This is a genomic window from Pseudomonas wuhanensis, assembly GCF_030687395.1.
Lineage (GTDB): Bacteria > Pseudomonadota > Gammaproteobacteria > Pseudomonadales > Pseudomonadaceae > Aquipseudomonas > Aquipseudomonas wuhanensis.
Genome location: NZ_CP117430.1, coordinates 1,514,246 through 1,541,059, shown reverse-complemented (window position 1 = coordinate 1,541,059; position 26,814 = coordinate 1,514,246). Strand labels below are relative to the sequence as shown.

Genomic DNA, 26,814 nt, shown 5'->3' with positions numbered 1-26,814 from the left:
AAAGGAACGATAAGGCGCTTTCGAACAGTATATAACTACAATGTATACTGTTCACGTTGAGGGTTCGCCGTGTTCATAACCAATAGACAGGCAGAAGTGAAAGGCTCTCAAGCACTGCTGGAGCCTGGCCACCAAGGTTGGCATTTTGTTCAACAACATTTGATGTCACCTTGGTTTCATACAACGATAGTCAGATGCGAGGACGGCCTTGAGATCCACGACGTGGTGTTCGTGGATAGCTTGCAAGCGCTGACGTCCATTCTGGAGCTAACGGAAGCGGGAGTCCAAGTGAGGTCGGTACAGTTGGTGTCACCTGGGTGGCTCAACGGCACCGGTGACTGGCGCATGGATACACTGTTGGAAGTAGCTCAAAGTCAGGATGGGACCTCACTGCGGTATACCCTCCATGATGGCCGCCATTTCTACTTCCCTGAGGCACAGCCAGATGCCTCAGAGAAATACAGTGTGCTGGTGTTTCCCACACGAGAGAACGATGGACCGTAGCCTTCAGATTTTTGATGCTTGGTAATAGACGCATGAAGAATTTTAGCGATACCCGCTCACCCACCACTGATCTTCCAGCTGGAAGCGAGCTTGAGGTTCAAGGTTCCGATAGGTGACCCGCTTCATTCGTGATTTTCCTTGAAGGGTTGATCCTTCAGCTTACTTGTCGTACTCGGCCATTACGGAGGCGGGGAAAGCGACGTTATGAGCCAGGTCACAGAGGTGGCGCTTCAATTCCTGCCAGCCGGGTGTACCGCCGCCAGACCGGATGATAAGTTCTGCTTCATGGTGACAGGTCTTACCGCCAATGCTGCCTTTGTGGACATGCAGGGTCTTCGCACGTTCTCCATTTTGACGGAAGTTGTCAAAGACGACTGCTGCTTTGCCAGCGTCTTCAATGCGCTCGCCGCATACGTCACAAAACAGCATCGGCGAATTGATACCGTCCACTATTTGAATCTCGATCATCGTGTTTGTCCTCCGTCTACCGGCCGTATCGGTGGCACCACCGGGCGCCTATTTTTCCTACAGCCCGGTTGGCCGGTGACGGGTTACGCGCAACTCGTTGATGCGCACAACACCCGGGGACCAGTTTCCACCACTGGCGATCAACTGGCGGGCACGGCCACGGGCGCGTTCTTCGATCAGCTCAGCCGGTTCGTCGGCATCGATATTCAGGCTGAACGACTTGCTGTCCTGGTAGCTGACAGACGTGCCAGCTATCGACCACTCGGCGGTCACGCTGACAGTTTCGATCTGCATCACTTAGCCCTCCCAGGCGATTTTCCGTTACAGGGCCAGGCGATAGAATAAGGTGGATGAAGGCTCGATTATCAGAGCGTCATCCTTCGTTGAATAAAAAATCTTGGGGCCGATTCCTGTCTTCGCGTTCAAGTAGCCGTCTGCTACCTCACCGACACTTACCCCGAGCACAACATTGTTTTTTGCAGAAAGCTCCTTAACGGTAAAGTGGCGGCCGTCTTGATCGATGACCAGCTTCAATCCGCCGCCGCTGCGCTCATTGCTCCACGCACCAACGTATTTGCTGGCACCGCTGGAGGTTTCAGTAGGATCAGAGCAGCCCACCAGTGCGAGAACCAGCGTAAAGCCCAGCAAAACATGCTTCATATCGATTTTCCGTGATTATTCGACTTTGGTGTTCGGGTCAGGCGGGATGCAGGTTTCCAAGAAGCTCGTCACCTCTCCGAAGTCAGGTACGGTGTCGAGGTAGCGTCCGAATGAGCTGCCACCAACATTTCTGTAAAGCATGCAAAGGTAGGGATGGTACTTCTGGAAGAACTCGGTGAGCTTGACCAGCTCAATCCTTTCATAAGTTACATGGCCGGCAATCTTGTTCCGCATGGATCGGAAGGCGGGACCGAAATCTTTGTCGACAGGTAGCATGCGTTCAAATTGGGAACGCGGGTACACCTTGGCGGAGACGGTGCCTCGATCGATACTGGAAAGCCACTGATTGGCCTGAAGGTAGACCTGCTCATTCAGTGCGCCATCAGTGTACGTATGCGCACCGACTTTGCTCTTTTCCTCTCCAGTCCTTTTGGCCCTTTCGTCTTTCACCCAAGCCTTTATTTCAGGGCTATTTTTGATGTCCACGACTTGATGGTCCCGTGCAAACAAGGCCATGTAAAGTTCATACAAATGGTGGATGAAGCTGGAGTAGGCATTGTAGGCCCGGTACGCCCGCTGATGACTATGCCCTTGCAGAACGATGGATTCACCTTGCACCACGAAGAGTTCAAAGGCGTCCTTACACCGAAGATACTCATGCCGGATAGCCATGCAGTGCAGTTTGTCCGTTTCACTGTCCATTTCATTCCCTTGATCATGGAACGCGAAAATTGGCGTTCTTTACTGACCCAGCCCCGCGTTTACGGCGAGGCTTGGGAGAACCTGGGCGGCTTCCGACGCAGCCCCGTAGGGCTGGTAGGACTTTCCTAGCGGCGGTCGATGGCACCTGCCGCTACCAAAAGGTTTGCGTCAGCCACACTAACCACAGCTTTGGCTTCGCTGCCCAATTCGGGGCGCTAACGCGCCAAATAATTTTCCTATGCTGGCTGATGATCCTCGACCAGCTCGAAATAGTTTTGCTGAACGCAGCGCACTGTCCCCTCGATCAGCGTACCGTCACTCTGCTTGATGCGCGCACGAGTAAGGCCAGGAGCCTTAAGCAGAGCAACCCCAATTTCAGCAGGTAGGAGGAGCACCGAGAAACAGCTGTGCAAGCGCTGCAGCAGCGCCGGAAACGTCTGTGGCTCTGTTGTCCGGCCCAACTCGCCTGGTTTACCGTAAATAAGGGTTAATTCAATTGACCCTGGATTCAAGCTCACGACGATCTCCTAACGTTGAATAGACACGAAAACCGAGTCCTTCCTACGGACTCGGCCCCACTTTCAAGGCGGGGCTTGGGGGTTCCTGAGCGGGAAATTACTCGACCTCTGTGATGAACAATGAACGGTTCTGGTCAATGTTTGCTTGAGGTTTTTGGTCCTGAGCCGCCTTGATCCAACGTACGGCCACTTTTCCTTGAATAAATTGGGTTCGTCAAAGGCTGATATTAAAAGGGTATGGTTTCGTCCCACGGAGGGAGGTCATTCTTTTGCGCCAGGCTGTTGGCCTTGATACCTGCCTCAAGCGACTTGATGAACCTGATGGACGACGCCACGTGGTTGAAAATCAGCAAGCTTTCGTCGTAATTCAGGATCGGGTTGTCATGCGCGAGACTCTTGTTGTTCCGCACATCGTTGAAGGCTTCCAGAACCGAGATGCTGGACTTCAGGATGCGGTCTGTCATTGCCGACTCAAGGTGGCCGCGTTCGCGAAGGGCTTTCACATACTCGCCAAAGACGCTATGTAGAGGCTTTTCTCTGCTTATGCTAATGCCATGCGGCTCACAAGTGACCCGAATAAATTTGTTAACGAAGGTATGCAGGCGGTCGAGTCCTCCCTCGGGCTGGTTTTTCTCTATGGCTTCACGCACATGCTCAGCAACGACTTCAAAGTCACGGTCATCAGCAATGGCAGTTAGTGCATCCAGATCCGCAACCGACTGATCGCTGAGTAATCGCATTGCGATCTTTCGGCAGTCGTCTGTCAATTGCGGACTGCTGTCACCGAGGCGATCTATCTGCACACCATAGGTAATGAGTCCATCAAGAACCTTACCTACCGTGTGGTTGGGTGCAATATCCCAAAAAGCCCGCATCCTCTTGGCCTTGGAGTCGCCTCCACTTCGATACTGAGCTGCATCAATATCAATACGGTAATCGATAAAGAAATCTGCGTAGGTACGATCCGAGAAGTCCAGGACATAGCCGCTTCCCATCCCCAGTAGCTTTTCGAGCTTTCGCCGCTCGAACGCGCTAATTACGGCCATTCTTCTTTTTCCTATGCGTCTAGAGTGGTGTAGGAACCCCAATCAAATGCCTCATGTCACGCTCGAACTTACCGTAATCATAGGTCCACTCCAGTGCGTCTATAACATCCATGGCCAGCGACCTATAAGGGGGCGCCATTTCAAAACGACCAGGGTTCTGTTCGTTAAGCTTCTGAAATGTCTCTACCCATGTGCTGCAACCAGAAATCACCTTGCCGTTATCGTTCCGCAGTGGCATTAGGCGCGTTTCTTCATAGTGCATCGACTGATTGCGGCCATGCCAAATCAGGTCCCTAACGCATGTAGATGAAATACTCGCCCCTGTAGGAGCGTTTTCTCTCTTCCCATGAGCGATAGAGAGAGCTTGTTTGGAAATTTGCAGTAATGCGCCTGCCGCAATGTCGATCAAAACTCCATAGGTTTCAATCGCACGGATATTGGCTTGGAGCTTCAGCTTGACCCTGTCCAAACCCGCGCTGCATGCGTCTCGAAGTCCATCACGTTGTTCAACACCGTCGAACAGCTCCACCGTTTCTTGATTACCTTGCCGTGCCTCTTCCATGGACTGCGTGGCCATCAGATGCCGAAGTATGGAGCTGTGCAGATCCAGTAGCATCATCTGCGCCTGGTTGAAGTAGGTGATTGCTTGCTCGCTCATGTGCTTTCCTAGATCAGTCGTCTAACCATTGTTGGGCCTTCCAATCCGCTTCAATCAGCAGTTCGCGCACCTGAACGTAAGTCGCAGGTTCATCGGCACCAATCGTGTATTTGCCGTTATCGAACCTTACCCAGGTTTCCCCGACTTCCCACAGAACGGGTGGTGTCGAAGGTTCAAGCAAGTGGTACATGGCAACTATCAACAATGGGTGCAAATTTGGATCAGTACTATCCTTCACGACGCTGCATCCTTCGCGCTTTGTTGCTTTTATGCGCTGTTTACGACTTTCAGCTCTACGAATGTGTAGCGAGTCTGTCTTGGCCAGCTTCCTGAACCTTATTTGTATTGGCAGCAGCGGGCACGCTATGAGGTGTCGCCGAGGGAGCAGGTTTCGGTGCCGCAGGTACAGCAGGCTTGAATGCGGGAGTGGCAGGTTTTTTCACAGCAGGTTTTGCGGCAGGCTTGGCTACAGCTGCGGCTGGTTTTTTCGCCGCCGGCTTCGCAGCAGGTTTCGCGGCAGGCTTGGCTACGGCTGCGGCTGGTTTTTTCGCCGCCGGCTTCGCTACAGGTTTTGCGGCAGGCTTGGCTACGGCTGCGGCTGGTTTTTTCGCCGCCGGCTTCGCAGCAGGTTTCGCAGCAGGTTTCGCGGCAGGCTTGGCTACAGCTGCGGCTGGTTTTTCCCCCGCCGGCTTCGCAACAGGTTTTGCAGCAGACTTGGCTACGGCTGCGGCTGGTTTGCCGGCCCTTGGGGCAGCTTTTGAAACCACTGCTAGTGCTGCAATCGGTTGTACGGTGAGCTCTACACCTATCGCGTTCATCAGTTTTCTGATGGTCTCAAACCGCGTTTTCGCGCCTGTTTTCAGCACCTTATAAAGACTTTCACGATTGACCCCGGCATCCTTGGCGACTTTGTTTACGCCTTTAGCTTTTGCGACTTCTGCCAAAGCATGAATGAGACCTTCCGTATCACCGGCTTTCATACTTTCAGCCAAATAAGCCGCCATAGCTTCCGGGCTATCGAGAAAGCGCGAAGCTTCATAACGAGTCGTACCAGAAGCGTTGAGGCTGAGGATTGGCATATCCTCGGGGTTGAATTTCGTATCTTTCATATCATTGGTCTCTCAGCGCATCGAGGATCGTTTTAGCTCGCTTGATACCTCGCCTTTGATCCGTTTTATCGCTTCCGCTGAGCATCAAGAACTCAGCTTTCCCCGAGCGCACATAGTAAATTCTGTACCCAGGTCCTACGAAAACACGCATTTCGCTCACCCCATCACCCACCGGTTCGCAATCTCCAAAATTGCCATCACCGGCGCGATCCAGGCGGGCTAAGATGGCCGCTCTTCCTTGAACATCCTTCACACCGTTAAGCCAATCCTCAAATTCGGGAGTTTGGTGGATCTCGTATGTTTTTTTCTTATTGATCATAGTCCCATGTGTAGCCATATGGCTACTCCTTGTCGGTGCGAGATTGAGCGCAGGTCAAGGTGGTTTCAATTGCCTGGTATTCAAATTGCTCCCCCCACGCGACAATCCGCGCTGCTACCGCGTCAATGGGCTTCTCATTGCCTGCTTTCATTGAGGTTTTCCGTTGTAAGTGGAGCAGGTGGTGAACGGGGGACTTGTCGCCCTGGGCAACATCTGCCAGCGCTCAGGGGCGCGGTAGCCGCTTTTCCCTTAGCAACTTAGCGTTTTTTCTTCGCTAGCTTGGCTTTTCGGGTTTCTCTGGCAGCAACAGCTTCACGATCCAAATCCTCACGCTGACTCTCCGAGATAAGTTCAAAATCGTACAGGGCCAGCAAGTAGCCCCAGACGGTTGAATACGCCTCATCTACGAAATCAGGGTAAAGCGCTGCATCGATTGATCTGATGTGCTCACGAACTTTCTCTTCTGCATTGGGCATTACTGATTCCTTATCTGTTGGAGCAAACGTCGCCAAAGTGTGGAGACCCTTCGTTCGTCAACTGGAGAGTCTTTTCGCTGCTTATGCCTAGGGTGCGTTCTCATTTGATGCCAGTAGCGCCGTCGATTAGTCTCGCCGCTTTTTGGGGTAACGGATGTGCCGCTATTGGTTGCGTGATGATCAGTGGGAGCGGATCAAGGAACTGTTGCCGGGTAAAACCAGCGACCGCGGCGTAACGGCCCGAGATAACCGACGGTTTATCGAGGCGGTGCTGTGGATTGCTCGAACTGGTGCACCCTGGCGCGACCTCCCAGAAACCTATGGCCATTGGCATCGAGTTTATGTGCGTTATAGCCGCTGGTCACGCAAGGGAGTTTGGTTAAAGGTGATGGAGTCGCTTGCGGCTGACGCAGACGTGGAGCATCTGATGGTCGATGGCAGCATCGTGCGGGTTCATCAGCATGGCGCGGCAAAAAAACCGATCAGGACGCCGAAGCCATGGGCAGATCCCGAGGTGGACTGAGTACCAAGATCCACGCCGTCGTGGATGCTCTTGGAAATCCGCTACGCCTGCTGCTGACGCCCGGGCAGGCCTCGGAATACGGCCAAGCCCAAGCACTGATCGAGGGCTTTACCCCCGAGGCGGTATTGGCAGACAAGGGCTATGACTCAGACGCGTTCATTGATGCTATCCAACGCAAAGGAGCTGAAGCGGTCATCCCCTCGAGAAAAAACCGCCTGAAACCTCGCCAGCTGGATCGGCATTTCTACAAGGCACGTAACTTGGTAGAGCGCTTTTTCCAGAAGCTGAAGCAGTTCCGTCGGATCGCGACAAGGTATGAGCGACTGGCAAGAAACTACCAGTCGATGCTGAGTCTTGTGTCAGCTGTCATATGGTTGGCCTGATTGCCCCCCCCTAGCACTAGGGCACCCCCCATTCATCGCGTTAACACAGCTTTACTGCTCGCTGTAGCTATGCTGAAAATACCGAAAGGGAGGTAATCACGTGCCTGAAACTCGGTCGTGTCAAGCTCATGCGCTCAAGCTGGCATGCTCCAATTGCAACATATTGGAGTTCTGTCTACCGCTTGGCCTCACCGGCGAGGAAGTCGCGCAGCTTGACTCCCTGATCATGCAGCGGGTCAAGGTAAAAAAGGACGCGGCGCTGTACCGCGCCTGCGATCCATTGCGTTTTCTTTATGCCGTGCGCATCGGCTTTTTCAAGACCGATGTGCTCTCGCTCGATGGTCGTGAGCAGGTCACCGGCTTCCAGATGCCTGGCGACATGCTTGGGTTGGATGCTGTCAATAGCGGCCTGTACACTTGTAATGCATTTGCCCTTGAGGACAGCGAAGTTTGCGCTATCCACTTCGATCACCTGGAGAAACTTGCTCAAGAACTGCCCTCACTACAGCACAATCTGAACAAAATATTCAGCAGGGAAATCGTCCGCGATCACGACATGTTGATGCTGCTAGGCAACATGAACTCGGATGAGCGCCTCGCGGCATTTCTGCTGAACTTGTCACAACGCTTGAATATGCGCGGCTATTCGTCCAAAGAGTTTGTACTCAAGATGCGCCGCGAAGAAATCGGCTCATATCTAGGGCTACGCTTGGAAACCATTTGTCGAGGAATCGCGCACCTGCGAGACCATGCGCTGGTCGAGGTATCAGGCCGTGAAGTCAAAATCCTGGACATGGACAGGCTCAAGCATCTGGTCGCAGGTTGTCATCGGTTTTCTTGAGAATCACTCTATTTAGTAGCAAGTAGTCGTAGAAGCTGTGCCAACTGAGACTCCGCTTTCAAGAGTGCGGTATCGGCTGCTGCGTGCCACGCTTTCGCAAGTGGCTGTAAATCTTTTTCGTGCTTGGCTCTGAGACACCACTGGAAATGGTCGTGCCAGGAGCCGAGGGCTGACTGCACAGTCTTGAGCGAAGCAGCGGCCTCACCAGAGAGGGGCGACAGCTGAGGAAAAGCATCGTTGAGGTAACGGGTACGTTTGACCAGGATTCTCAGCTGGTGACGATCAAACTGCGGATCGGCTAACGCAGCTTTCAGGTGCTCGATTTGCTTGTGCAAGCGTTTGCTGATGGTCTTTTTAATTCGACCTAACTCGCACGCACGCTCAGCAGCTCGGAAGGCTGAAGGCCACTCATCCAGTTGGAAAAAGAGCTGATTGATCGCGCGGGCTTTAACGATGCGGCTATAGCTGGTCTGTAGAATCGCTTTTCTGACATGCGCCTGCTTTGGGAATCCTTGCGCCTCAAGCTCTTCTATCAATACCTCAAGGTCACGCGCAGGCGTGGTCAGTCTGCCGACTGCGGCTGCGGCCTCATTCAGTGGCGCGATGCCCTCTATCTCACGCAATGGCCGCAACAGGCTTCTGATGCGCCGCAGATTGATTCTGAGGTCATGCAACGCTTCACTGTCCGTCCTGGCGCCCATTCGGGCTTGAGCATGGTAGAGCCCTACCTCAAGCGCTACGATTTGGGCAACGAACGAGTCTACAAATGCCATCAGACACCATCCAACTCCGAAGACGACGGAGTGAGGTTAGCAGGTCGGATAGCGCCTCGAACTTCCGGGATAGCTTGTGTTGTGGATCCAGATAGATTATCGGCTTGAAGGTCTGGTGTGACTCACTCATTTTCACTGAGCTCATTAGATACGCAGGCAGTGCCGTTGCGGTAGAGCATTGCGAACCTGGTGTTGGTTAACGACGTCGCCCCCTACTTGGCTCAAATGAGAACGCCCCCTAGCATTTACCTAGCTTTTTCAAGGCAATCACCAAGCGATCCAGGCTCACGTCCAGATGCTCTTTATTGGCTACCAGCTCTTTTTTCATGATCTCCAGGTATCGCTTCAACTCCTCGTTATCGGTCGAGAAGGAAATAGGAAAATCTTCCGTGGAGGTCAGTTCGTTGCCATTTTCGGTGTAACGAATGGCCGCACAGACCAGTGTGGCCAGATCGATCACCCGATGCAGGGGCAACTCTTCAGATTGGCGAGACCACTTTTCACCGGTGTTGCGCCACACCTTGGCCGAGATCTCCGTGCAACCGGGCTCGTTCCATTGCGCCAGTCCCACCGAAAGCCCTTTCGCATCGGTCTTATTCCTGTAAGGGCCATCTAGCTGATCGTAGTTAGCGACTTCAAGAACAGGTTTGTGCTTCAAATACGTCGGAATTTTCATGGACACCCTCTCTAGTAAAGTCACTAATATTACTAACTTTAGTAAATTTACTAAATTTAGTAAACAGCTTCTTAAAAAAGAAACGACGGGGATCCAATTCAAGGCAGCCGTGCAGGGCCACATCGGCGTCCTCCATTGCGCCTTAAAACTCCCATGAAACCGTATTGGAGGAAATGCAGCTTCGGCTGAGCAAAGGGCCCCGGAGATGATGCGAGTCCGAAAACGGACGGTTGAGCATCCCTTCGGGACGCTCAAACAATGGACGGGTGCGACGCACTTCCTAACCCGAAAGCTGGTCGGGGTGAGTGCGGAGATGAGTTTGAATGTGCTCGCCTACAGCATGAAACAGGTGATGATGAAAATCATCGGTGCTCACGGTTTGATGACGGCGCTGTCGGCATAAAAAGGCTGGTTCTGGCCCATCCCTGATGGCTGTAAAAACAGCGTTGACATGCTCCAGGTCGCGACCGATACGACCCGCAGCATTGACCGTGCGATCGCTCAGCCAACGAACCTCGATGATCCAAGACGATGAGGTCAGAGCGTTTTTACACACTCCGGGCCGATAGCTGCCTGCCGCGATGGGCAGTAATCGGACAACAGCGTCCTTCAGACCTAGTACGCCAAATTGCCCTAGGCTTGCACGACGCTCGCCCATACTGGAGCCAGATTAATACCCTTGACTTCGTTTGGCGTGAAATTCTTTCACCTCATCCCACGTCATCTTGATGGCGATAGTCCTCGCAGACGACTCATCGAGGACGTAGACCTCCACGTCAGGATCACTGATAGGAGACCCGAGCCTAAAGGGTCGCTCCAAGCGGCCACTACCCACCATTCCATCCTGGCTGAAAATGACAGCTGGGCAATGATCTCCACTTTCAAATAACGCCTTAATCCCAGACTTGAGCCACTCCCAATCTACCTGCGCAGGAAAGGGTGGGCGGGTCGTATGGAGTACAACTGGGATAATTGAATCCACACCTTTGACAATGGCACCAGAGAAGCCTGAAAGGAGCTTTTCGTCAGAAATTGCATCAATCGCCACACTTATTGCCTCATCGTCTCCGAGATGGCTGCCAGAGCCTAAATGCGGCTCTAGGAATGCCATGAATTGTAGGAAGCCTGAAGATTGAAACGTCTCACCCTGGCTGCCTTCCGCCCGTGACAACACGCCCTTGAGAATGTTACGCACGATACAAGCAGCTGCCCTAAGCTCATCCGGATTGAGGCAATCAATGGCTTGCTCACTCAGTAGATTGAAAAGCAGTGCATGACGGTAGCCAAGATCGAAGCACGCCTGATGGAATGGATGCCGTTTACTGATTAGATCCACCCTGACCCACTGGGCAAGCTCTTCAGTGGCCATCAATCGCTTAGCCGGTTCATTGGACAGCATCGGCATTGGCGTAACCACTTCCTCAGTGATGTCGTACATTTGCTTCATCTCAATCGCAAAGCGCAGCGCCTCCAATTGCGCCCACTCAACCATGGGCTCAATCCTCGCAGCATGCACTTTGTCCGGAGCGGCGTTGAAGGCGGCGACAGCCAGGTCGCCAAGCACGCGACCGGTCAAAAACGCATCGCTGCACTTGATCACACCTCTGGGGAACGGTGCTCCCAGCGAGAGGTTCATTACTAACGTCATCGCAACTGAAGGATCAGTCCAATCTAGCTGATTGAGACCAACGAATGGCATGTAATTATTTCGAACAGCAGGGTTAGAAACAAATTCCCGGGCATGTTGCCCGAGGCTTCCCCAGAAATCGAACCTAGTTGGCACCACTCGGTTGCGGTACTGACGAGTCTTCAGTTGCCAATGGAAATCTCCGCAAAATTCAGGATCGAAATGCTCTTTAAGCAGAGGAAACGCCGCCTTAGCAATGTCGTACACCGTCTGCGGTGTCTGGCCAAGAAGGTCATCCTTACGATTGTGCAGGAAAATCGCAGCCTCCGACTCCCTATGCGGCAGGCCATGATCACGACACCAGGCATGCATTGCATATGGATCAATGGCAGTGAGGGTAATGCACCATCGACCACGGCCAAAGCCGTTGACATCACGCCAGAGCATCATAAAGCCATGTGAGCCTGCCCTGTCGCCTTCTCGAGCAATCACATCCATGGCGGTAAGCACTATTCTCGGAGGCCAACGCTCATCGTCTTCATTTCCCCCAACGGAATCGATATTTCCTTCTTCGCTTCCGAGATCGTCAATCCCTTTATAGGCGAGGTAAAGATCGATTGATGGAAGCGCCTCGACTGGGAGATTGGTACTGCCGGTTAGATGCCAGGCCTCAGGAAGGTGTGCTAGGAAACCAAACCCAGACTCTTCGTTGGTCAACTTGAGTGCCAAATACTGCTTACCCGACCATGCGTTCATGCTGCCAACGGCATGCACGAGAAGCGTCGACCAGTCAGCCGCGACGACTACGAAGCAAACGTCGAAATTGCCCAAGAAAGGGAGCATATTCCGAAGTTCCTGCTCGTAGCCGGCAAGCTCAGTGACGGTCTGTCTCTCGGTTTCGCTGGCCCTTTTGACCTCAAAAACCACGAGTGTCTTCGTCTCAGCGTTGAAACAAAGGATGTCTGGGCGCAGCACCTCCCCTGTGGTCAGTGAGATACTGGTGTTGATCGAGATGATCTCCAGAACGCTCAAACGGCTCAGGACATGATCTGCCGCCTCAGCTGAAGCACGTCGAGAGATGTAATCGATGCCAAAGGAGGGAAGAAAATACCCCTGGTCTACCGTGTCCGTTAAGGAGGTGATCGCCTCTCGCCCTTGGATCGACTGAAGCAGTTCTTCCTTCTCAATGAGCTGTTGTAGCCAGGACACTACTTCGGACTCTGGGGGAAGCTTGACCTTTGACATAGTTCTTCCTTGAGTTGGTAGCAGACGATTGTAGTGGTCTATTGATTTCGGAACCGAGCCTCATGCTATCGCCTGGACCAACGAGCAAGAGCTTCTTAGTCATGACGTAAGATTATTTTGCTGGCAGGTGTCTGCACGTCCCAATGATAGTGAGGGATTTCGATCCACGAGTCATCGCGACATACAGATCCTTGGCGTTAAGTGCATCCGCATCGAGGATAACTGCATGGTCATATTCCAAGCCCTTGACCAGCAGAGTTGTTCCGATGAGCTTTTTATGACTGATAGGCCGTCCCGTATGCCTCATCTCGCGCTGATACGTGTTTGCAGCCTCTGCAAGAGTTGCCCCTTCACCGTCAACGTGCATCTTCAGCACGTTGAGGAAGCGATACAGCAGGTCACGACGATAAGCAGACGTCTCTGGGTTGCTCTTCAAAGCCAGAAAGAATGCCTTGAGATGGCTGCTTGTAGGTTCGTTCAAATAGTCGTTCGCTGCCTTCAAGACCAAGGGGTATCTCGTCCCTTTGCGAAGATTGGCCACCTCGCCTCGTTTGGTGCCAGCCGTTAATGCATCAGCGACACCCGTGAAGCATTTCTTTGCAAACTCAACTGCGAGGAGGAAGCCGGCCTGGACAGTCTTCGCGGCTACAAATTTTTTGACGAACGAATGAAGATTCTTGCCTTCAACCTCCTCGATGGAGGAAAACCGTCCTGACATGCTTCGGGCCAAAAGGTGAGTCTTGTTTTTGGACTGCTGATCCCCACCATGCAGAGCAATAACGCTCTCATCATGGTTCAGTAGATTACAGAGCGAGGAATACTGTTTTGAGGAGAGGTATTCTGGATCGGTGTGGACACGAACCACACTAGGTGGCCGTTCGCCGAGCAGGTCAATCTTCTGGCCCCGTTCTATCTTTTTCCGTGCCTCCTTGAGCCAGGCGCCAAGCTTCGGATTCCCTGACTTCTCCCAGCGCCAAGGAATATCCAGTTGCCCCAGACAGCCAAAAGAGGGATAGACGCTAATGTCCCAGTCCACAGGCTTGCCCTCGTCAAAGTCGAAAATGGCCTGCATAGGATCGCCTAGGATCCGACTGGGCAGGAACTCTGCCAAGGCACAGACCAACGCATGCTGTAGCTCAGAGCAGTCCTGATACTCGTCCACATAGACGCCAACGTAGGTGGCAGCTACAGCCTGACGAATGAATTTCTTCCCTAACAGACCAGAACAACACTCATAGAGCTTGTTCCACTGCTTACTAGTCGGGTTTTCTACTTTCCATCCTGACGTCTTGGGGTAAGCCAGGCAAAGTCGCAGCGCCCAGCTCGCAATCGTGTCCACCTGATATTTGGAGGCTGCAACACCAAGTGCGGCCATCTTTGTCTTGATGGAGTTCACGCCTGCGAAGGTATGCGTCAGGATCAGTTGCCTGCCGCTAGAAGCCCGCACTGCCAACGCAATGAGGTGTGTCTTTCCATACCCAGCAGGCGCGATCACATACCCCTTGGTTGTGCAGTCGTTGAGCTTGATCGCCAGTTCATCAGACACGCTCTGCCCACTCCCAAAGCTTGCTGAGTTCAAGCGCAAGGTTCTTCTTGCCGAAGGCAGCGTCCTGGAAGGCCAGGCAGATTGCCTTGAACCACAAATCGCCTCTGGTGGTGTCCTTGAACCAACCAGAGTTTTTCGCCGCTACACCGATAGCGGTCCGTAGCTTGGGGCTTTCCGTCCACGTGCCAATATCTTTGTCCAAGTTTTCCAAAAGCTGTGATCGCACCTGGTCGTATACAGGGTAAAACAGCTCATCTTGAGCGAGCTTCACACTGGCCAATACATCGTCCCACGGCAGATCTTGGAAAGCTCGCTCTTCAAGTGAAAGCTTGTCGCTCCACACATAGGTCGGAATCCCCAATGCAACAAGCTCTGCCGCATCGGCGGTAGAAAACTGCTTCTCCGCGTCGCCATCAGCCAGCACCGACACGTCATAGCAAAGTGATTTAAAAGCTTTCGCCAGTGCTTTCACTTTGCTGGCTCCCTTCGCGTCCAGCAGCGCTACGCCGTGGAACGAAAACGGATCTTTTTCGTTCTCTATCTGGTAGTCGTCAAAGCCTCTCAGGAAGCCGACCTCCGTAGCGCCCTCGCACACTATGACTTTCTTCGCCAGGAATGCCTCGGTGCTTGATCGAATCTTGCCCTGAACCTCGTGTTCTTCGAGCCCCTTCTGAGCAGCAGAAATGATCTGAACCACACCGCCCTTGCTGTGGACGATGTAAAGGTCCTTCACCGTGAGTTCGCGCAGCACCATGGGCGAATGGGTTGTCAGGAAATATTGTCCGCGCTTGTCTTCTCTAATGTGCTTGATGAGGCGGGTGATTCGATGCGGCTCCAAGCCGAACTCCAATTCATCGAACAAGGTGATATGGCCCTCTTCAAGCCCCGCCCTCTGAATTCCACACTGAAGCATGCGGCGCGATCCAAGGCCCAACTGACGCAGCGGTATTTCGCCGTCATGTAGGGCAAGCCCGCCTACCTTCAGGTTTATAGAGGCCAAGTCGAGGTGCGCCTTGTAGGCGTCCAATACGGGAACACCCAAGAGCTTCGCGATCGCCTGAGATTTTATAGCCGCAGCATCGAAGTTTTTAAGGGTGGCTGGCCGGTCAGCATCCAGCGAGGTTCTGGCAGTTCTCGACGCATTCGCTAACAGCTCAGTCAGGCTCTGTGCTTCAGTTAGCTTGGCCAATGCGGTTCCATTCGCCCATGAAAGCTCTCTCTCGCTGTACGCACCGATTAGTCCCACCCCGACTTTGTTTCTGTCGGTTTGCTTGAAAGGAGCACCTTCTGGATTGCGGTCGCAGACCACGATCCACTTCGGCTCCAAATCTTTCTCAACCGTGAGCCGAACGGTTAAAACACTTTCCAGGTGGTCGTCTGGCTCGTCCATGAGCGTCAATGCAGCTGCGTCCCAGCCCCGAAGGTGATGCCCGTACTTGTTAAGCGCGCAGAACTCCTCAATCAGGCTGCCAATCGTGACTTCGATGGTTATCTCATTCTCAATCCTGCATTGATAAAAATCTGAGTCGCTGAAGGTGAGATTCCATTGAGGGTAGAACGTATATCGAATTGCTTCCAAGATGGTTGACTTGGAAGAATCCCCTTTCCCTATGAGGCAGAAAATGTCGGCCGTTGGAAGGCTCCAATCAAGCTCTTTCACTCCACGAAAGTTTTTTATCGATATCTTTCTAATTTTCACCGAGCAACGTCCTCCATAACTTCACCTATGAAAAATGGCAAACTCTTGATGTAACGATCCGACTCGCTCTCTTAGGCACAGAAAGGAACGGCCAACCTAATGAGCTGGTTCGCACTGTAGTACGTCTTGCCATCCCGACGCTGCGCGCTGATTTTTGACCCTTCATCAGTCCGACCGGAAACGAACGAGAGTGAGTCGAAGTCGAGACCACAGAAGGCTAACCGGCACTTGGGGTGCACTACCCCCAAACATAAATGGCCGTCATGGCCTAGCCTCCACTTCAGACGAGCTCAAATGAGAGGTTACTATGGAATCGCAGTCGTGCAGATTGGCAATCACTCACTCGTTACGCGCGAAAAAAACTTAAAAAAAGTTAAATTAGGTAAGTAACTGATTTATGGAAGATAAAACACATGTAACAGTTAGCAAGGCTCCGGAAACCATGAGTGAACAGATCGAGCCCGGCACACTGACCCACGCCGCCCAACAGCGCCAGCGCGCCAGCCAGTTGGCCCAAGCGGTAAGGACGGAACTGCAAAAAGCCGTGATCGGCCAGAACATCGTGATCGACGATGTGCTGACCGCCCTGATCGCCGGCGGCCATGTACTGCTCGAAGGCGTGCCGGGTTTGGGCAAGACATTGTTGGTACGCGCCCTCGCTCGCTGCTTCGGCGGTGAATACGCGCGCATCCAGTTCACCCCGGACCTGATGCCCAGCGACGTCACCGGGCACGCCGTGTACGACTTGCAAACCGAGCAATTCAAACTGCGCAAAGGCCCGCTATTCACCAATCTGCTATTGGCCGACGAGATCAACCGTGCCCCGGCGAAAACCCAGGCGGCGTTGCTCGAAGCCATGCAGGAACGCCAGGTCACCCTCGAAGGCCGAGCCCTGCCCATCGCGCAACCGTTCATGGTGCTCGCCACGCAAAACCCCATCGAACAGGAAGGCACTTACCCGTTGCCGGAAGCCGAGCTCGACCGCTTCATGCTCAAGGTGCGCATGGACTACCCCGATGCCGAGCAGGAATTGAACATGGTGCGCCAGGTCAGCCGCTCGACCCGGGCCGACATGCTCGACGTGCAACCATTGCGCACTGTGTTGCAAGCCAAGGACGTGCTGGCTTTGCAGCGCATTGCCAGTGATCTGCCAATGGACGATCAGGTACTCGATTACGCCGTGCGCCTGGCCCGCACCACCCGGACCTGGCCGGGGTTGACCCTGGGCGCCGGGCCTCGCGCGTCAATCGCGCTGGTACGTTGCGCCCGCGCCCGGGCCTTGTTGCGCGGCGGCGAGTTCGTGATTCCCGACGACATCAAAGGCTGCGCCCTGGCCGTTCTGCGCCACCGTGTGCGCATCGCCCCGGAGCTGGACATCGAAGGGCTGGAAGTCGATCAGGTGCTCAAGCAACTGCTCGATCAAGTGCCGGCGCCGCGGCTGTGAACACCGTCATGCGGATCACCCCTGTGGCGAGGGAGCTTGCTCCCGCTGGGCTGCGAAGCGGCCCCGACATTTCTGACAGGACGAAGAGCTTGCCAGCGCTGCGCACTGGAGCGGGAGCAAGCCCCCTCGCCACAAAAGGTATGCGCCGATGAAACCCACACGCCTGCTGCTGATCTGGCTCGCAATGCTGCTGGCCATCGGCATCGTGCTCGGCGCATTGCGGGCACTGGACATTGCAGTTCCATCGAGCCTGTTGGCGATCAACTGGGGACTACTGTTAGCACTGCTGGCATTGGCGATCATCGACGCCATCCGCCTCAAACGCCTGCCCTCCCCCCGCGCACAACGGCAGATGCCCGGCAGCCTGGCGCTCGGTCGATGGGGCGAAGTGCGACTGGACATCGAGCACGATTTTGCTCAACCGCTGAACGTACACATCTTCGACCATGTGCCGCACGGCCTGGACTTCGAACAGCTTCCCCTGTCGGCCGAACTGCAACCCGGCCAACAGAGCCAGATCGGCTATCGCCTGCGCCCACTCAAGCGCGGCCACTTCACCTTCGAACACTGTGAAATCAGACTGCCGAGCCCGATGGGCCTATGGTCAGGCAAACGTCTACTGAACGTCGTCGACAACACCCGCGTCTACCCCGACTTCGCCCGCCTCTACGGCGGCCAATTGCTGGCGGTGGATAACTGGCTCAGCCAACTCGGGGTGCGCCAACGTCAACGCCGCGGATTGGGCCTGGAGTTTCATCAACTGCGCGAATTCAGAGAAGGCGACAGCCTGCGTCAGATCGACTGGAAAGCCACGGCACGCCAGCGCACACCGATTGCCCGTGAGTATCAGGACGAGCGTGATCAGCAGATCATTTTCATGCTTGATTGCGGGCGGCGCATGCGTAGCCAGGACGATGAGTTGTCGCATTTCGACCATGCGCTCAATGCCTGTTTGTTGCTCAGCTATGTCGCGCTACGCCAGGGCGATGCGGTGGGACTGAGCACGTTCGCCAGCCATCAGCCGCGCTTCCTCGCTCCGGTCAAAGGCACTGGTCAACTCAACGTGTTGCTCAACAGCGTTTACGATCTCGACAGTACCCAGCGGACGGCCGACTACCAGGCAGCGGCCAATCAATTACTGGCGAAACAAAAACGCAGGGCACTGGTGATCCTGGTCACTAATTTGCGCGACGAAGACGATGAAGACCTGTTGACCGCCGTCAAACGGCTGAGCGCTCAGCACCGGGTGTTGGTGGCCAGCCTTCGGGAAAACGTGCTCGATGAAATACGTCAACGTCCAGTGCAGACACTGGACGAAGGGCTGGCCTACTGCGGCGCGGTGAACTACCTGAATGCCAGCGCGCAACGCCATGAGCAGTTGAGTGCCCATGGTGTTGCGGTGCTGCAAGCCCGGCCCGGGGAGTTGGGGGCCGAGCTGGTGACGCGGTATTTGAGCTGGAAGAAGGCCGCAGCCTTCTAGCCTTCTAGCCTTCTAGCCTTCTAGCCTTCGATCAATCGACGGGCGGCACCGGCCCCAACGACATCGCATTGACTGGCGACTGCTTGAGCAAGCGGGACGCCTCCAGTTGCAAGGCATAGGCACCACCGTTCGTGCCGGTGACCTGCCAACTCAAACCAGCGGTAGTTAATGTTCTGAAAACGCCCAGTGCTGGCTGCACGGTCAATCCCGACTCCCGGGCTGAGGAGTCCCCCTTCAATCCGAGGCAAATATCGCGACCGAGCAATTGGCCGTTCAAATTGTCGAACGATAACCCGATGGTATGAGCTTGCGGGGTCCGGGGAAAACAGGTTTCTGCGCCCCACACCGTTTTGGGCAAATCCGTGTTCAGCTGTATCAGGGCATCGTCCCAGACACCGGCGGCCAAGGACTTGAAACGGAAAGTATGGGACGGTGCCGCCTCGGTGCCATCGTTGACGCTTTCCAGCATAGCAATCACCTCGACGTTCCCCGCTTGCCCGGGTTCATAGTCTAAATACGCCCAACCGTCACTACCCGTCATCACCCGGGTACGCTTCTGCTCGGCAATGAACGTCACCTCGACACCGGACGCTGCCCGTCGGGTGCCCGACGAGCGAACCATGAGGCCCATCCGGACGCTTTCGCCCTCTACCGGATCAAACGCCGGCTCTCTCACCTCACCAATCTCGATATCACTGGGTACCGGATTCTGTTCTTCAGACATGAACAATCCCTCGTCCGCAAGCGTTGTGGGCGCCAATACCGTGGGCGAATCCGATTCACCGGCGGCGGCCAGTGCCGTGAGGTCAAATATAAATAAGGGAGAACCATCAGGGCCATCATAGGGGCTTGGCACTGTGGCCATGACTTGCACATTACCCGGCTGTGTGGCGGTGAAAGGAAAGCGTGCCCAACCATTGTCCGATGTCGGAACGGGTGTTGAAGTGCCCCCGTGCGAGAAGCTCACTTCGAGCCCCGGTACTGATCGCTGGGTATAGTGCGACTGACTCTTGATCTCCAAATTAACGGTTTCGCCCACAAACGGATCGAACGTGGGCCCACGGACTTCGACGATCTTGATACGGTTGTGTCCCAACACCATATTCATTGAAGGGAATGTAAAACGGGCTTGAGGGAGTTCCAACGCTAGCGCCAACGTTCCACCTTCACTGCTGTCGCGAGCGTCAAGCGTCCACTCCAGGCCTTCACTTTGGAGATCCCGTGCATAGTCCGGCGCAAGTTTTATATTGAGGGCATGAGTTGACGCATCAACCCATTTCGCTGCGACCTCAAGTCCGGTCAACAAGCTGCCGGCCTTTGGCACAAAGCGTAGGGTGTGCAGGCCTCCCAGGCAGGGGTATGCCGTACTCGCGAGGTCCAACGCCCCTTCGTCAAAAGTGAGCGTGCCTTCATCCTCAAGGGTCGTCGACAATAATCTGCCCTGCAACTCATAGGGCGTTATCTCGTCATGGCACACAGTCAATTGGAAACGAGCACTGATATCGGAGGTTGAACTGACCTGCCAAGTCAAGCCATCCTGGGGCAAACTGCGCGGAGTTTCGATGTCAGGTTCGAAATGAAAGCCCAGATCCCGATCATCTTCGGTCGTCAGCTTCAGAGAAAACAATTCGCCCACCAAGGTATCTGTAACCGGCTTAATCGACAGCTCTACCGATGCTGCATTGCGAAAACAGAGAAGTCCCACCGCCCCTGCTTCCTGACCAGCCAATGTCACCTTGGTCAAACCTGCCAGCGGATTTTCAGGTAGAACCGTGAGCTCGAACCGATGTTCGACATCCGCACCATCGTAAGGGCTGGCGACTTTGGCCGTGACCGTGAAGGAGCCTTCCTCTTCAGGGTTGAAGTCGTATTGAGACCAACCGTCAGCGCCCGTCGGCAGTCTCTGATCCGGCTTATCCCTGAGACGCCATACGACATCAACTCCCGTCACGGCCCCCACACCCGGAACACCCGACAGGATTTGAACCTGCAATGGCAGGGAAGCACCGCCCACCGAAGGAAACCTCGTCGGAAGCTTCACTTCACCGATGGTCAACCAGTTATGGGCCAGTACCAGCTCTTGCAAGGGCGAGCGATTCAACAGCTTCGAACAACTGACACTGAACCCGAAAAGACTGTCCCTCAGATTGCCACACACCATCTTCCACTGACGCCCCGACCCTTCCACCGGGTTGAGGTCGTCAAGATCCGGCGTGAAACCCATCCCCAGGCCGACCGGAGTGTCGTCGCCCTCCCAATGCAACGCTAGTTGGGTTTCGGCCAATACATGACCGTCCGCAAAGGCCAGCACCACGTCATGAGTTGCGCCGCGGCAGGGATATCCCGTTTCGCCTCCCCAAATCCATTCACGCAACGAGCCATCCAGTGCAAATTTTGCGCTCAACCATGGATCCTCCTTCAGCGCACGCACCGCGAACACATACCGGGCATCTTCCTTTTTATAGTGACTGTCTACAGAGGCTTCGATTTGCCAATCGCCTGCGGTATCCGGTGTCCAGGTAAAACCGGCCTCACCGTTCTCGTCCGAAAGTTGCCCGAACAACACGACATCGTCTGCAACAGTCGGGCCTTTCAGCGTCCAGGTGACCTGGCGGTTGGCCAGAGGCGTTCGGGTGTAATGGGACTCCACCCGCACACGCAGCTCCACACTTTGATTTAGGTCGATCACCGGATACCAGGCCGCCTCCTTCAGTGCAATGACGTCGAGCTGAAAGTGCCCGGAGACCGTGCTCAGCGGGTAGGTATCGGCGGTGTACTGGCTGCGCACGGCCAGGGTGTGCTCAATCTCTTTGTCTTCATCAATCCCGCGACAGGAGATTTCCCACGGATTGGCCACGGGATGTTCCCGCCCCCACACCGGGTCGGCATCGAGAATGTCCTCGGGGTCAACCACCCCATCATTCACGAGTAGTCCCGCATGCGTTTCAGACCACACACTGTCGCCCGCCAGTTGCAATGCCACCTGATGACGGGCACCAAAGCACAGGTACAGTTTTTTGTCGGGGGACTGTGTCTCGCCATCAATCATCACGCTGTCCAGCCGCAAAGGCTCCAGCAACAATTCCACACGTACGAAAGCGACCCGCACGGCGCCAGGCCGACCCGGCCCACCATTGTCCGGACTGATGACGGTAAATTTGACGGTCTCTTCATCAGCGTCGAGCGTGAGTGTGTGGAGGTACTCGACAAGATTGAGATCCAGCAGAAGTTCGTCAGGCGCCAACACTTTTTCGGGTTCAGCCTCGGCCTCGCGCGAAGGTACAAGCGTTAGATCCAGCTGCCCTCCCAACCCCGGATTGATCCGCAGCGTACCTACCGCGCCTTGAACCGCCTCGTACCATAACTTCAGCAGGTAATCTGCTCTGCCAGGCGTCGGGCGGGGCAGCAGTGCCAGCGAGATTGATTGATAACCCTCCCCCATATTGACGGTGTTCATGAAGCCGATCGTTTGGCCCTGCCAAATCCCTTCCTGTCGGGTGACCTTTCTCTCGTCGTTGATCGTCCAGTCGTCCAGACCATTCGCAAAATCACCGTTGGCGATGAAGTTATGGTTGGCATAAACATCTTCTTCTTTCATGACGGCGTCATCCTTGCACGCTAGGTACGCGTGGCCTTGTCGGTCGAATTGTTTTCGGCATTGGGTCCGAGCAAGTCTTCAACGTTGCTGGCGAAGAGCTGCCCGCCATCTCGCGCCGAATAAATCAGCGTCAGAATGACGTCCGTCAATGAGTCCAGAAGACGCCCTTGGGCAGGCTGCTCATGCCTGGGAAGTGTCAGTACATATTCAGCATGGGCGCCCGTACCTTCGAAAGGCAGATAACGGCCATCGTCCACCCACTTGGCAATGCCGTTGTCGTCCAGCCCCAAGGACAACCCGATCTGTTGGTAAGGGCGCAGGTTCTGCACCAGCGAACCTGGCGGCGCAACGCCAGACGACGTGTGCAGGTATTTGACAGCCTCAAGATCCGGTTCAAGCAGCGTAGAACTGCTGATTTGCACCAGCGTGCCGCAGATATTCTGGTACGGTCCCAACAGACCGGGAAAGGTCAGTGACAATGCCTTGGCCTGACGGCAGTAATGCCCCGGATAGTCTTCATTGAAGAGTTTTTCGTTGAGCTTGATGTCCAGTTTTCCCGAGCTTTTGAAGCTGCTCCATCGGGTCGCGTCCAGACTCTTGAGCGATATCGTTTTGACTAACTGCAGCCGGTGCTCGTCGCGCTTGATGCGCGCAGCCGCCATCCTCAGCAGATCCAGTTTCAACGATTGGCCGGTGGTGAACCCGTGATAAGTGTCCATCCAGACATCCGGTCGAACAAACCGGGTCTTGTAATCGGCCATTTCATACTGCCAACAGGTTTCGGCACACAGGCACAGCCCGGCAACGACGTCGTAGACCTGGTAGATAAGGGTCTTCACTTGCCCCACGACCCAGTTACTCAACTCCCGGCCAGTCGTGCGATTTTTGTAGAACGCGTACACCGCCCTGGCTTGGGTGTTGGCTATTTCGGTCTGTTGCAGGCTGGCCTGGGCGGCGCTGATCGCGTGGTCCTGCGCCAGCAGTTGCTCGCGCAACACCCGAGCCTCGGCATTGGATTGATCGCGGGCAAGCTCCCACTCTTGTTTGCGCCGCCGTTGTTGCTCAATGATGCTGGCCTCCTCGGCTTCGCGCATCATGAGATCCGCCGTCAGTTGAGCAACCTCGGCAAAAGCATAAGGGATGGCCGCCGGACGCATGCCACCGTTGGACGTCCCGTAGATATTGGGAAGTAAATCCAGCATCGCCCCCGTTGTCCGCAATATCCCGGCGCCAACGGCGACAGATCGGGCCAACCTGTTTTTTTCCAGCACGCCATATTCCGCCCCTGAAACCCCTTCCTGAATCAATAGCTCATAATGCTGCGCCCGGGCCTTGACCATACTTTCGCTTTGCCTCAATGACGCAGCCGTCGCCTCGAGCTGGGCGATCGTCGCCTCGTGGATCGAGCGGGCATAGTCGGCCAGCTCGATCATGTGGTTTTGCTGCAGCTCCTCCAGCTCTCCCCGGTCACGCAGTTCCAGCCATGACCTTAGCTGATCCTCCTGCTGGATCAGAAACTCCACGCCTTGCAGCGCCAGGTTGTACACGGTCTGCCATTTGTAGGGCACCACCTGCACCTGACCACCCGGATTGCGAGCGGTGCCCGGATTGCCGTTGGCTTGCGCACGCAACAGCTCCAGCGGATCCATCGTCCGGTTGAACAGTGGAATCGACAGTGGCTGACCATCGATCGAACGATTGTTGCGCAAGTTGTTCAATCGCGCGTTGAGCAGCGTCCACAAAGCTTTGGGCCGTTCGTTGATCCCGGGCCGGAACACACCGGAACCCAACAGATCGAAACGCGGTGTGGTCTGCATCGCGGCAGGCACATCGGTCAGGCTGAATTCAAGGCCGGCTTCAAAAGCCTTGAGCGGATCACGCCCTCTGATCATGGTCAGCACGTCGCTTAGCTTCTTGGGTTCCCAGGTGCTGGCCGTTCGAGTGACCGGATCTTCACCGATCAACGTCAGGGCTCTGCTGTAATTGAGCGCTGCGTGAACCATGCTGTCGTAATCCAGGTGACGATAAAGAGCGTCGCCCCATTCGATCAGGTTTTCCAAGTAACGCAGAAAAATGGCGATCTTGAAGTGAATCGGCGCGCAGTACCCGATCGCATCCGGGTCCGACGGCGCCGCGCTTTCATACGAGCATTCGATGTTCTGGTTTTGCAGCGGCCGGCAGCGCCAATACGCCGGCGCCTCAATGACCACCGGATCACCGGGCTGCGGATTCTCCGGGGGCGTGATTTCGCGCGCCAACGGATTGAAGACATATTCGTACCAGGCTTGCGCTTCGTGGTGACGGCCCTCCGCCGACAAGCGCGAACCCACCAGATCCGGTGTATGGAAAAACAACTCCCAGAAGTACAAACCGTTGCAGCCGTCGAATGGCCCGTTTTCCTCAATCTTTCCATCGGGCATGGGTGGCTCGTCGACATGCTGGGTGTCCCAGGCCAGCAATGCATCGACCGAGACCGCCGCACGGCTGGTCAACACGGGGCCGAACGTTGAGTTCACCCGTGAGAACTTGAGCGCCTGATCAGCGTTGTTGAAGCTCAGAAACTGCGCCCCCTCGGCGCTGCTCTTATCGATGGACGGGGTCGTGTACAACCGCGGCCGTTCCTTCAGCAAGACCGAGAACTTGTTGCGTCCGTATCCTGTTTTGTCCTCCGCCTCACCGAAAAAAAAGTCGATCGGTGATTCAATGGGAAAATTTTCGATACCCATTGATGGGGTTTGTCGGCGGTATGTCAGCCAGGGGGTTGCATAGTGACCATTCAAAAAGCCAGTCGAATACCAGTCCGTCGGATCAACTACAGTCCGCGCCGGAAATTTGAGCTGGAACGCCACGGAGAAATACAGAATACGGGGTACCACTTGATTCTGTTCGTTAAGAACGGCGTTCCCCAGGTGGCTGATGGAGAAACCGCTCCCCGCAATAATTTCGTCCCGACTTCTGCCAAGTAAATACGCGAGCGCAGTGGAGGATAACGCCGCTACGGCTTCTGCCACCCAGATACCGTCGCCCATTGATGTTTCCTTGAAGTCACTGGCGACGAATGAATGGACAACCTCCCTGGCAGCGTCTTTGGGCAGCTCCACCGCATAATCCTGCACCGGCTTCTGGTGCGTGGTCAGCGTAATCCGTAGCTGTTGTTCGCCGGCGTCTACAACCCTGACGTCAAAGGACGCATTGCTCGTCACCGCCCGCCAACTGATCGACAACCGTTCGAGCACCCGCCCTTCTTCTTTCACCGCATCGCAGCGGCCCCGAACCCTGAGCACCTCATAGAAGTTGCTGTCCGTCCCCTGTTCGCGTGTATGGATGGCGTCCAGAAACAAATTCGCCGTGATTGGACCCGGCGTTTCCTCGGTGCTACTGATGGTGACTGTCGAATAGTCCGCAGGCACCACCTTTTGTTGCAGACTGGCCGCGTTCCCGAAGCGACCGAAGGTCATCGCCAGCAGGGTTGCGGTGTCATCGGGTACCTTGCGGAACAACGCATCGCGCGTTTCATGAATTTCTATGTCATGGAACGGGGTCTGACCATCCAGGCCGTGACGGTTGGTATAACAAACGGCCAAACGGTCGTCCCGTGGATCGCCATCGCCCAGTGACACAACGGTCAACCGGCCATTGGAAATGTCGTACTCACTGTCACGCTGATGCAACGACAGCGGAGCCGACCACTGGCCGTTCAGGGAGCTGAAGGCAAGTTTGATCTCCAGCGACCAGGGTGTCTGCACCACGCCGTTGCTATCGATCTGGCGTTCACGCCATTCACACCAGACCATGACCGGCAGTCCCAGCCAGTTCACACAGCGGATATCCACCACGGCGCCGGTGGTGGCGATATCAATCTTCTGCCATTCCCCCCAGGCGGCGGGGTTGATTTTTTTGCTGTGGTTGTCCAGTTCGACTTTGACACTGCGCAAGTAGTAGGCAAGCGGCGCTGTCCGCTCCTGTCCGATCAAGTAATAGCGGGCATCCTGAACGTTCTCTCCATCGATGTAGCCACTGAGCACGTCAAGATCACAGAGGCGCTGGAAGGCCTGTGTGTACTCCATCAATCCTCTTTGCACCGACTCGGTACTCAGGCGCATCTGATTCAGGCTGTTTTCCAAGGCCCGGAACAAGGTGGTTTTTTTCAGGCGAAGTGACGGGATAATGTAGTTTTCCGCCTGATCCTTAAGCAGCACATTGGCCGACCACGTGCTGTAGTGACTCAGAAACCGATACCAGTATTGCAAGTCCTCGTCTTCAAAATGGCTGTTTTCGTATCCCTTCTCCATGCCGCTGTAGACCGACTGGATATGCTGCTGCAAGCAACGCACGGTCGAGGAAATCCGGGTGGCTTCCAGTTGGGCGCTGTCCTGAGTATCGAGCATCAGATACTCGCTCAACTCATCGGGGGTTCTCAGGGTGACTGCACCTGACCACAGTTTCTGCCCCAACACGGCTTCCACCATCGCCGCCGTGTAGCGTTCTGTCAGCTCATTGATCTGGAGCGTTTCCATTG

General features: G+C 55.0%; 22 protein-coding genes and 2 pseudogenes. 6 read left to right on the top strand and 18 right to left on the bottom strand.

Features of this window, described 5'->3' with window-relative positions; translation table 11 throughout:
* Window positions 1-69: 69 nt before the first annotated feature.
* Window positions 70-504 carry a hypothetical protein gene (locus PSH88_RS07050; protein WP_305425523.1) on the top strand — a complete coding sequence of 145 codons (435 nt, stop codon included), beginning with the start codon at window positions 70-72 and terminating at the stop codon, window positions 502-504.
* Between the two features lie 159 nt (window positions 505-663).
* On the opposite strand, the gene PSH88_RS07045 is transcribed toward PSH88_RS07050, so the two are convergent.
* The 11 genes and pseudogenes from PSH88_RS07045 to PSH88_RS06995 form a co-directional block, all read right to left on the bottom strand.
* A complete protein-coding gene (locus PSH88_RS07045) occupies window positions 664-972 on the bottom strand; it encodes a hypothetical protein (protein WP_305425522.1) in 309 nt (102 codons plus the stop codon).
* Window positions 973-1,029: 57 nt separating this feature from the next.
* The gene (locus PSH88_RS07040; RefSeq protein ID WP_305425521.1) at window positions 1,030-1,266 is read right to left on the bottom strand and encodes a hypothetical protein; all 237 of its coding nucleotides are present in this window, start codon (window positions 1,264-1,266) and stop codon (window positions 1,030-1,032) included.
* A gap of 27 nt (window positions 1,267-1,293) precedes the next feature.
* Window positions 1,294-1,632, bottom strand: a complete 339-nt coding sequence (locus PSH88_RS07035; RefSeq protein WP_305425520.1) for a hypothetical protein — start codon at window positions 1,630-1,632, stop codon at window positions 1,294-1,296.
* Between the two features lie 15 nt (window positions 1,633-1,647).
* A complete protein-coding gene (locus PSH88_RS07030; RefSeq protein ID WP_305425519.1) occupies window positions 1,648-2,334 on the bottom strand; it encodes a hypothetical protein in 687 nt (228 codons plus the stop codon).
* A 236-nt stretch (window positions 2,335-2,570) separates the two neighbouring features.
* Window positions 2,571-2,852, bottom strand: coding sequence for a hypothetical protein (locus PSH88_RS07025; RefSeq protein WP_305425518.1), 282 nt, complete (start codon window positions 2,850-2,852; stop codon window positions 2,571-2,573).
* Between the two features lie 227 nt (window positions 2,853-3,079).
* Window positions 3,080-3,898 (bottom strand): abortive infection family protein, encoded by an 819-nt coding sequence (locus tag PSH88_RS07020; protein WP_305425517.1) that lies wholly within the window; start codon window positions 3,896-3,898, stop codon window positions 3,080-3,082.
* A 19-nt stretch (window positions 3,899-3,917) separates the two neighbouring features.
* Window positions 3,918-4,556, bottom strand: a complete 639-nt coding sequence (locus tag PSH88_RS07015) for a hypothetical protein (protein WP_305425516.1) — start codon at window positions 4,554-4,556, stop codon at window positions 3,918-3,920.
* A gap of 13 nt (window positions 4,557-4,569) precedes the next feature.
* Window positions 4,570-4,794 carry a hypothetical protein gene (locus tag PSH88_RS07010; RefSeq protein WP_305425515.1) on the bottom strand — a complete coding sequence of 75 codons (225 nt, stop codon included), beginning with the start codon at window positions 4,792-4,794 and terminating at the stop codon, window positions 4,570-4,572.
* A gap of 466 nt (window positions 4,795-5,260) precedes the next feature.
* A pseudogene (locus PSH88_RS30425) lies at window positions 5,261-5,665 on the bottom strand (addiction module antidote protein); the annotation flags it as partial.
* A gap of 1 nt (window position 5,666) precedes the next feature.
* On the bottom strand, window positions 5,667-5,984 hold the full coding sequence (locus tag PSH88_RS07000; protein WP_348529765.1) for a type II toxin-antitoxin system RelE/ParE family toxin: 318 nt from the start codon (window positions 5,982-5,984) through the stop codon (window positions 5,667-5,669).
* Between the two features lie 257 nt (window positions 5,985-6,241).
* Window positions 6,242-6,460, bottom strand: coding sequence for a hypothetical protein (locus tag PSH88_RS06995; protein ID WP_305425512.1), 219 nt, complete (start codon window positions 6,458-6,460; stop codon window positions 6,242-6,244).
* Window positions 6,461-6,614: 154 nt separating this feature from the next.
* Here PSH88_RS06995 and PSH88_RS06990 point away from each other — a divergent pair.
* Window positions 6,615-7,366, top strand: a protein-coding gene (locus tag PSH88_RS06990; RefSeq protein ID WP_370694687.1) for an IS5 family transposase whose coding sequence is annotated in 2 segments (ribosomal slippage) — window positions 6,615-6,938 and window positions 6,941-7,366 — 750 coding nt in all. Because the reading frame shifts where the segments join, the coding sequence is not laid out codon by codon here.
* Between the two features lie 100 nt (window positions 7,367-7,466).
* Window positions 7,467-8,207 (top strand): helix-turn-helix domain-containing protein, encoded by a 741-nt coding sequence (locus tag PSH88_RS06985; RefSeq protein ID WP_305425511.1) that lies wholly within the window; start codon window positions 7,467-7,469, stop codon window positions 8,205-8,207.
* 8 nt (window positions 8,208-8,215) lie between these two features.
* Here PSH88_RS06985 and PSH88_RS06980 read toward each other — a convergent pair whose 3' ends face one another.
* Both PSH88_RS06980 and PSH88_RS06970 read right to left on the bottom strand, forming a co-directional pair.
* Entirely contained in the window at window positions 8,216-8,980 is a 765-nt protein-coding gene (locus tag PSH88_RS06980) for a CHAD domain-containing protein (protein ID WP_305425510.1), read from the bottom strand.
* A gap of 238 nt (window positions 8,981-9,218) precedes the next feature.
* On the bottom strand, window positions 9,219-9,656 hold the full coding sequence (locus PSH88_RS06970; protein ID WP_305483494.1) for a DUF6530 family protein: 438 nt from the start codon (window positions 9,654-9,656) through the stop codon (window positions 9,219-9,221).
* 152 nt (window positions 9,657-9,808) lie between these two features.
* Here PSH88_RS06970 and PSH88_RS06965 point away from each other — a divergent pair.
* Window positions 9,809-10,059: pseudogene (locus PSH88_RS06965) on the top strand (IS5/IS1182 family transposase); the annotation flags it as partial.
* A 267-nt stretch (window positions 10,060-10,326) separates the two neighbouring features.
* Here the strand turns inward: PSH88_RS06965 and PSH88_RS06960 are convergent.
* The 3 genes from PSH88_RS06960 to PSH88_RS06950 all read right to left on the bottom strand — a co-directional run bounded on the left by PSH88_RS06960 (window position 10,327) and on the right by PSH88_RS06950 (window position 15,773).
* A complete protein-coding gene (locus PSH88_RS06960) occupies window positions 10,327-12,528 on the bottom strand; it encodes a hypothetical protein (protein WP_305425508.1) in 2,202 nt (733 codons plus the stop codon).
* A gap of 112 nt (window positions 12,529-12,640) precedes the next feature.
* Window positions 12,641-14,074 carry a UvrD-helicase domain-containing protein gene (locus PSH88_RS06955; RefSeq protein WP_305425507.1) on the bottom strand — a complete coding sequence of 478 codons (1,434 nt, stop codon included), beginning with the start codon at window positions 14,072-14,074 and terminating at the stop codon, window positions 12,641-12,643.
* On the bottom strand, window positions 14,067-15,773 hold the full coding sequence (locus PSH88_RS06950; RefSeq protein ID WP_305425506.1) for an ATP-dependent nuclease: 1,707 nt from the start codon (window positions 15,771-15,773) through the stop codon (window positions 14,067-14,069). The genes PSH88_RS06955 and PSH88_RS06950 overlap by 8 nt, the downstream gene beginning before the upstream one ends.
* A 442-nt stretch (window positions 15,774-16,215) precedes the next feature.
* Here PSH88_RS06950 and PSH88_RS06945 point away from each other — a divergent pair, with 442 nt between their 5' ends.
* Entirely contained in the window at window positions 16,216-17,217 is a 1,002-nt protein-coding gene (locus tag PSH88_RS06945; protein ID WP_305425505.1) for an AAA family ATPase, read from the top strand.
* Between the two features lie 148 nt (window positions 17,218-17,365).
* Window positions 17,366-18,697: a DUF58 domain-containing protein gene (locus tag PSH88_RS06940; protein WP_305425504.1), complete on the top strand. Its 1,332-nt coding sequence runs from the start codon at window positions 17,366-17,368 to the stop codon at window positions 18,695-18,697.
* Window positions 18,698-18,728: 31 nt separating this feature from the next.
* Here PSH88_RS06940 and PSH88_RS06935 read toward each other — a convergent pair whose 3' ends face one another.
* Window positions 18,729-22,295, bottom strand: a complete 3,567-nt coding sequence (locus tag PSH88_RS06935) for a hypothetical protein (protein WP_305425503.1) — start codon at window positions 22,293-22,295, stop codon at window positions 18,729-18,731.
* A gap of 20 nt (window positions 22,296-22,315) precedes the next feature.
* Window positions 22,316-26,812, bottom strand: a complete 4,497-nt coding sequence (locus PSH88_RS06930; protein ID WP_305425502.1) for a Tc toxin subunit A-related protein — start codon at window positions 26,810-26,812, stop codon at window positions 22,316-22,318.
* Between the last annotated feature and the right edge of the window lie 2 nt (window positions 26,813-26,814).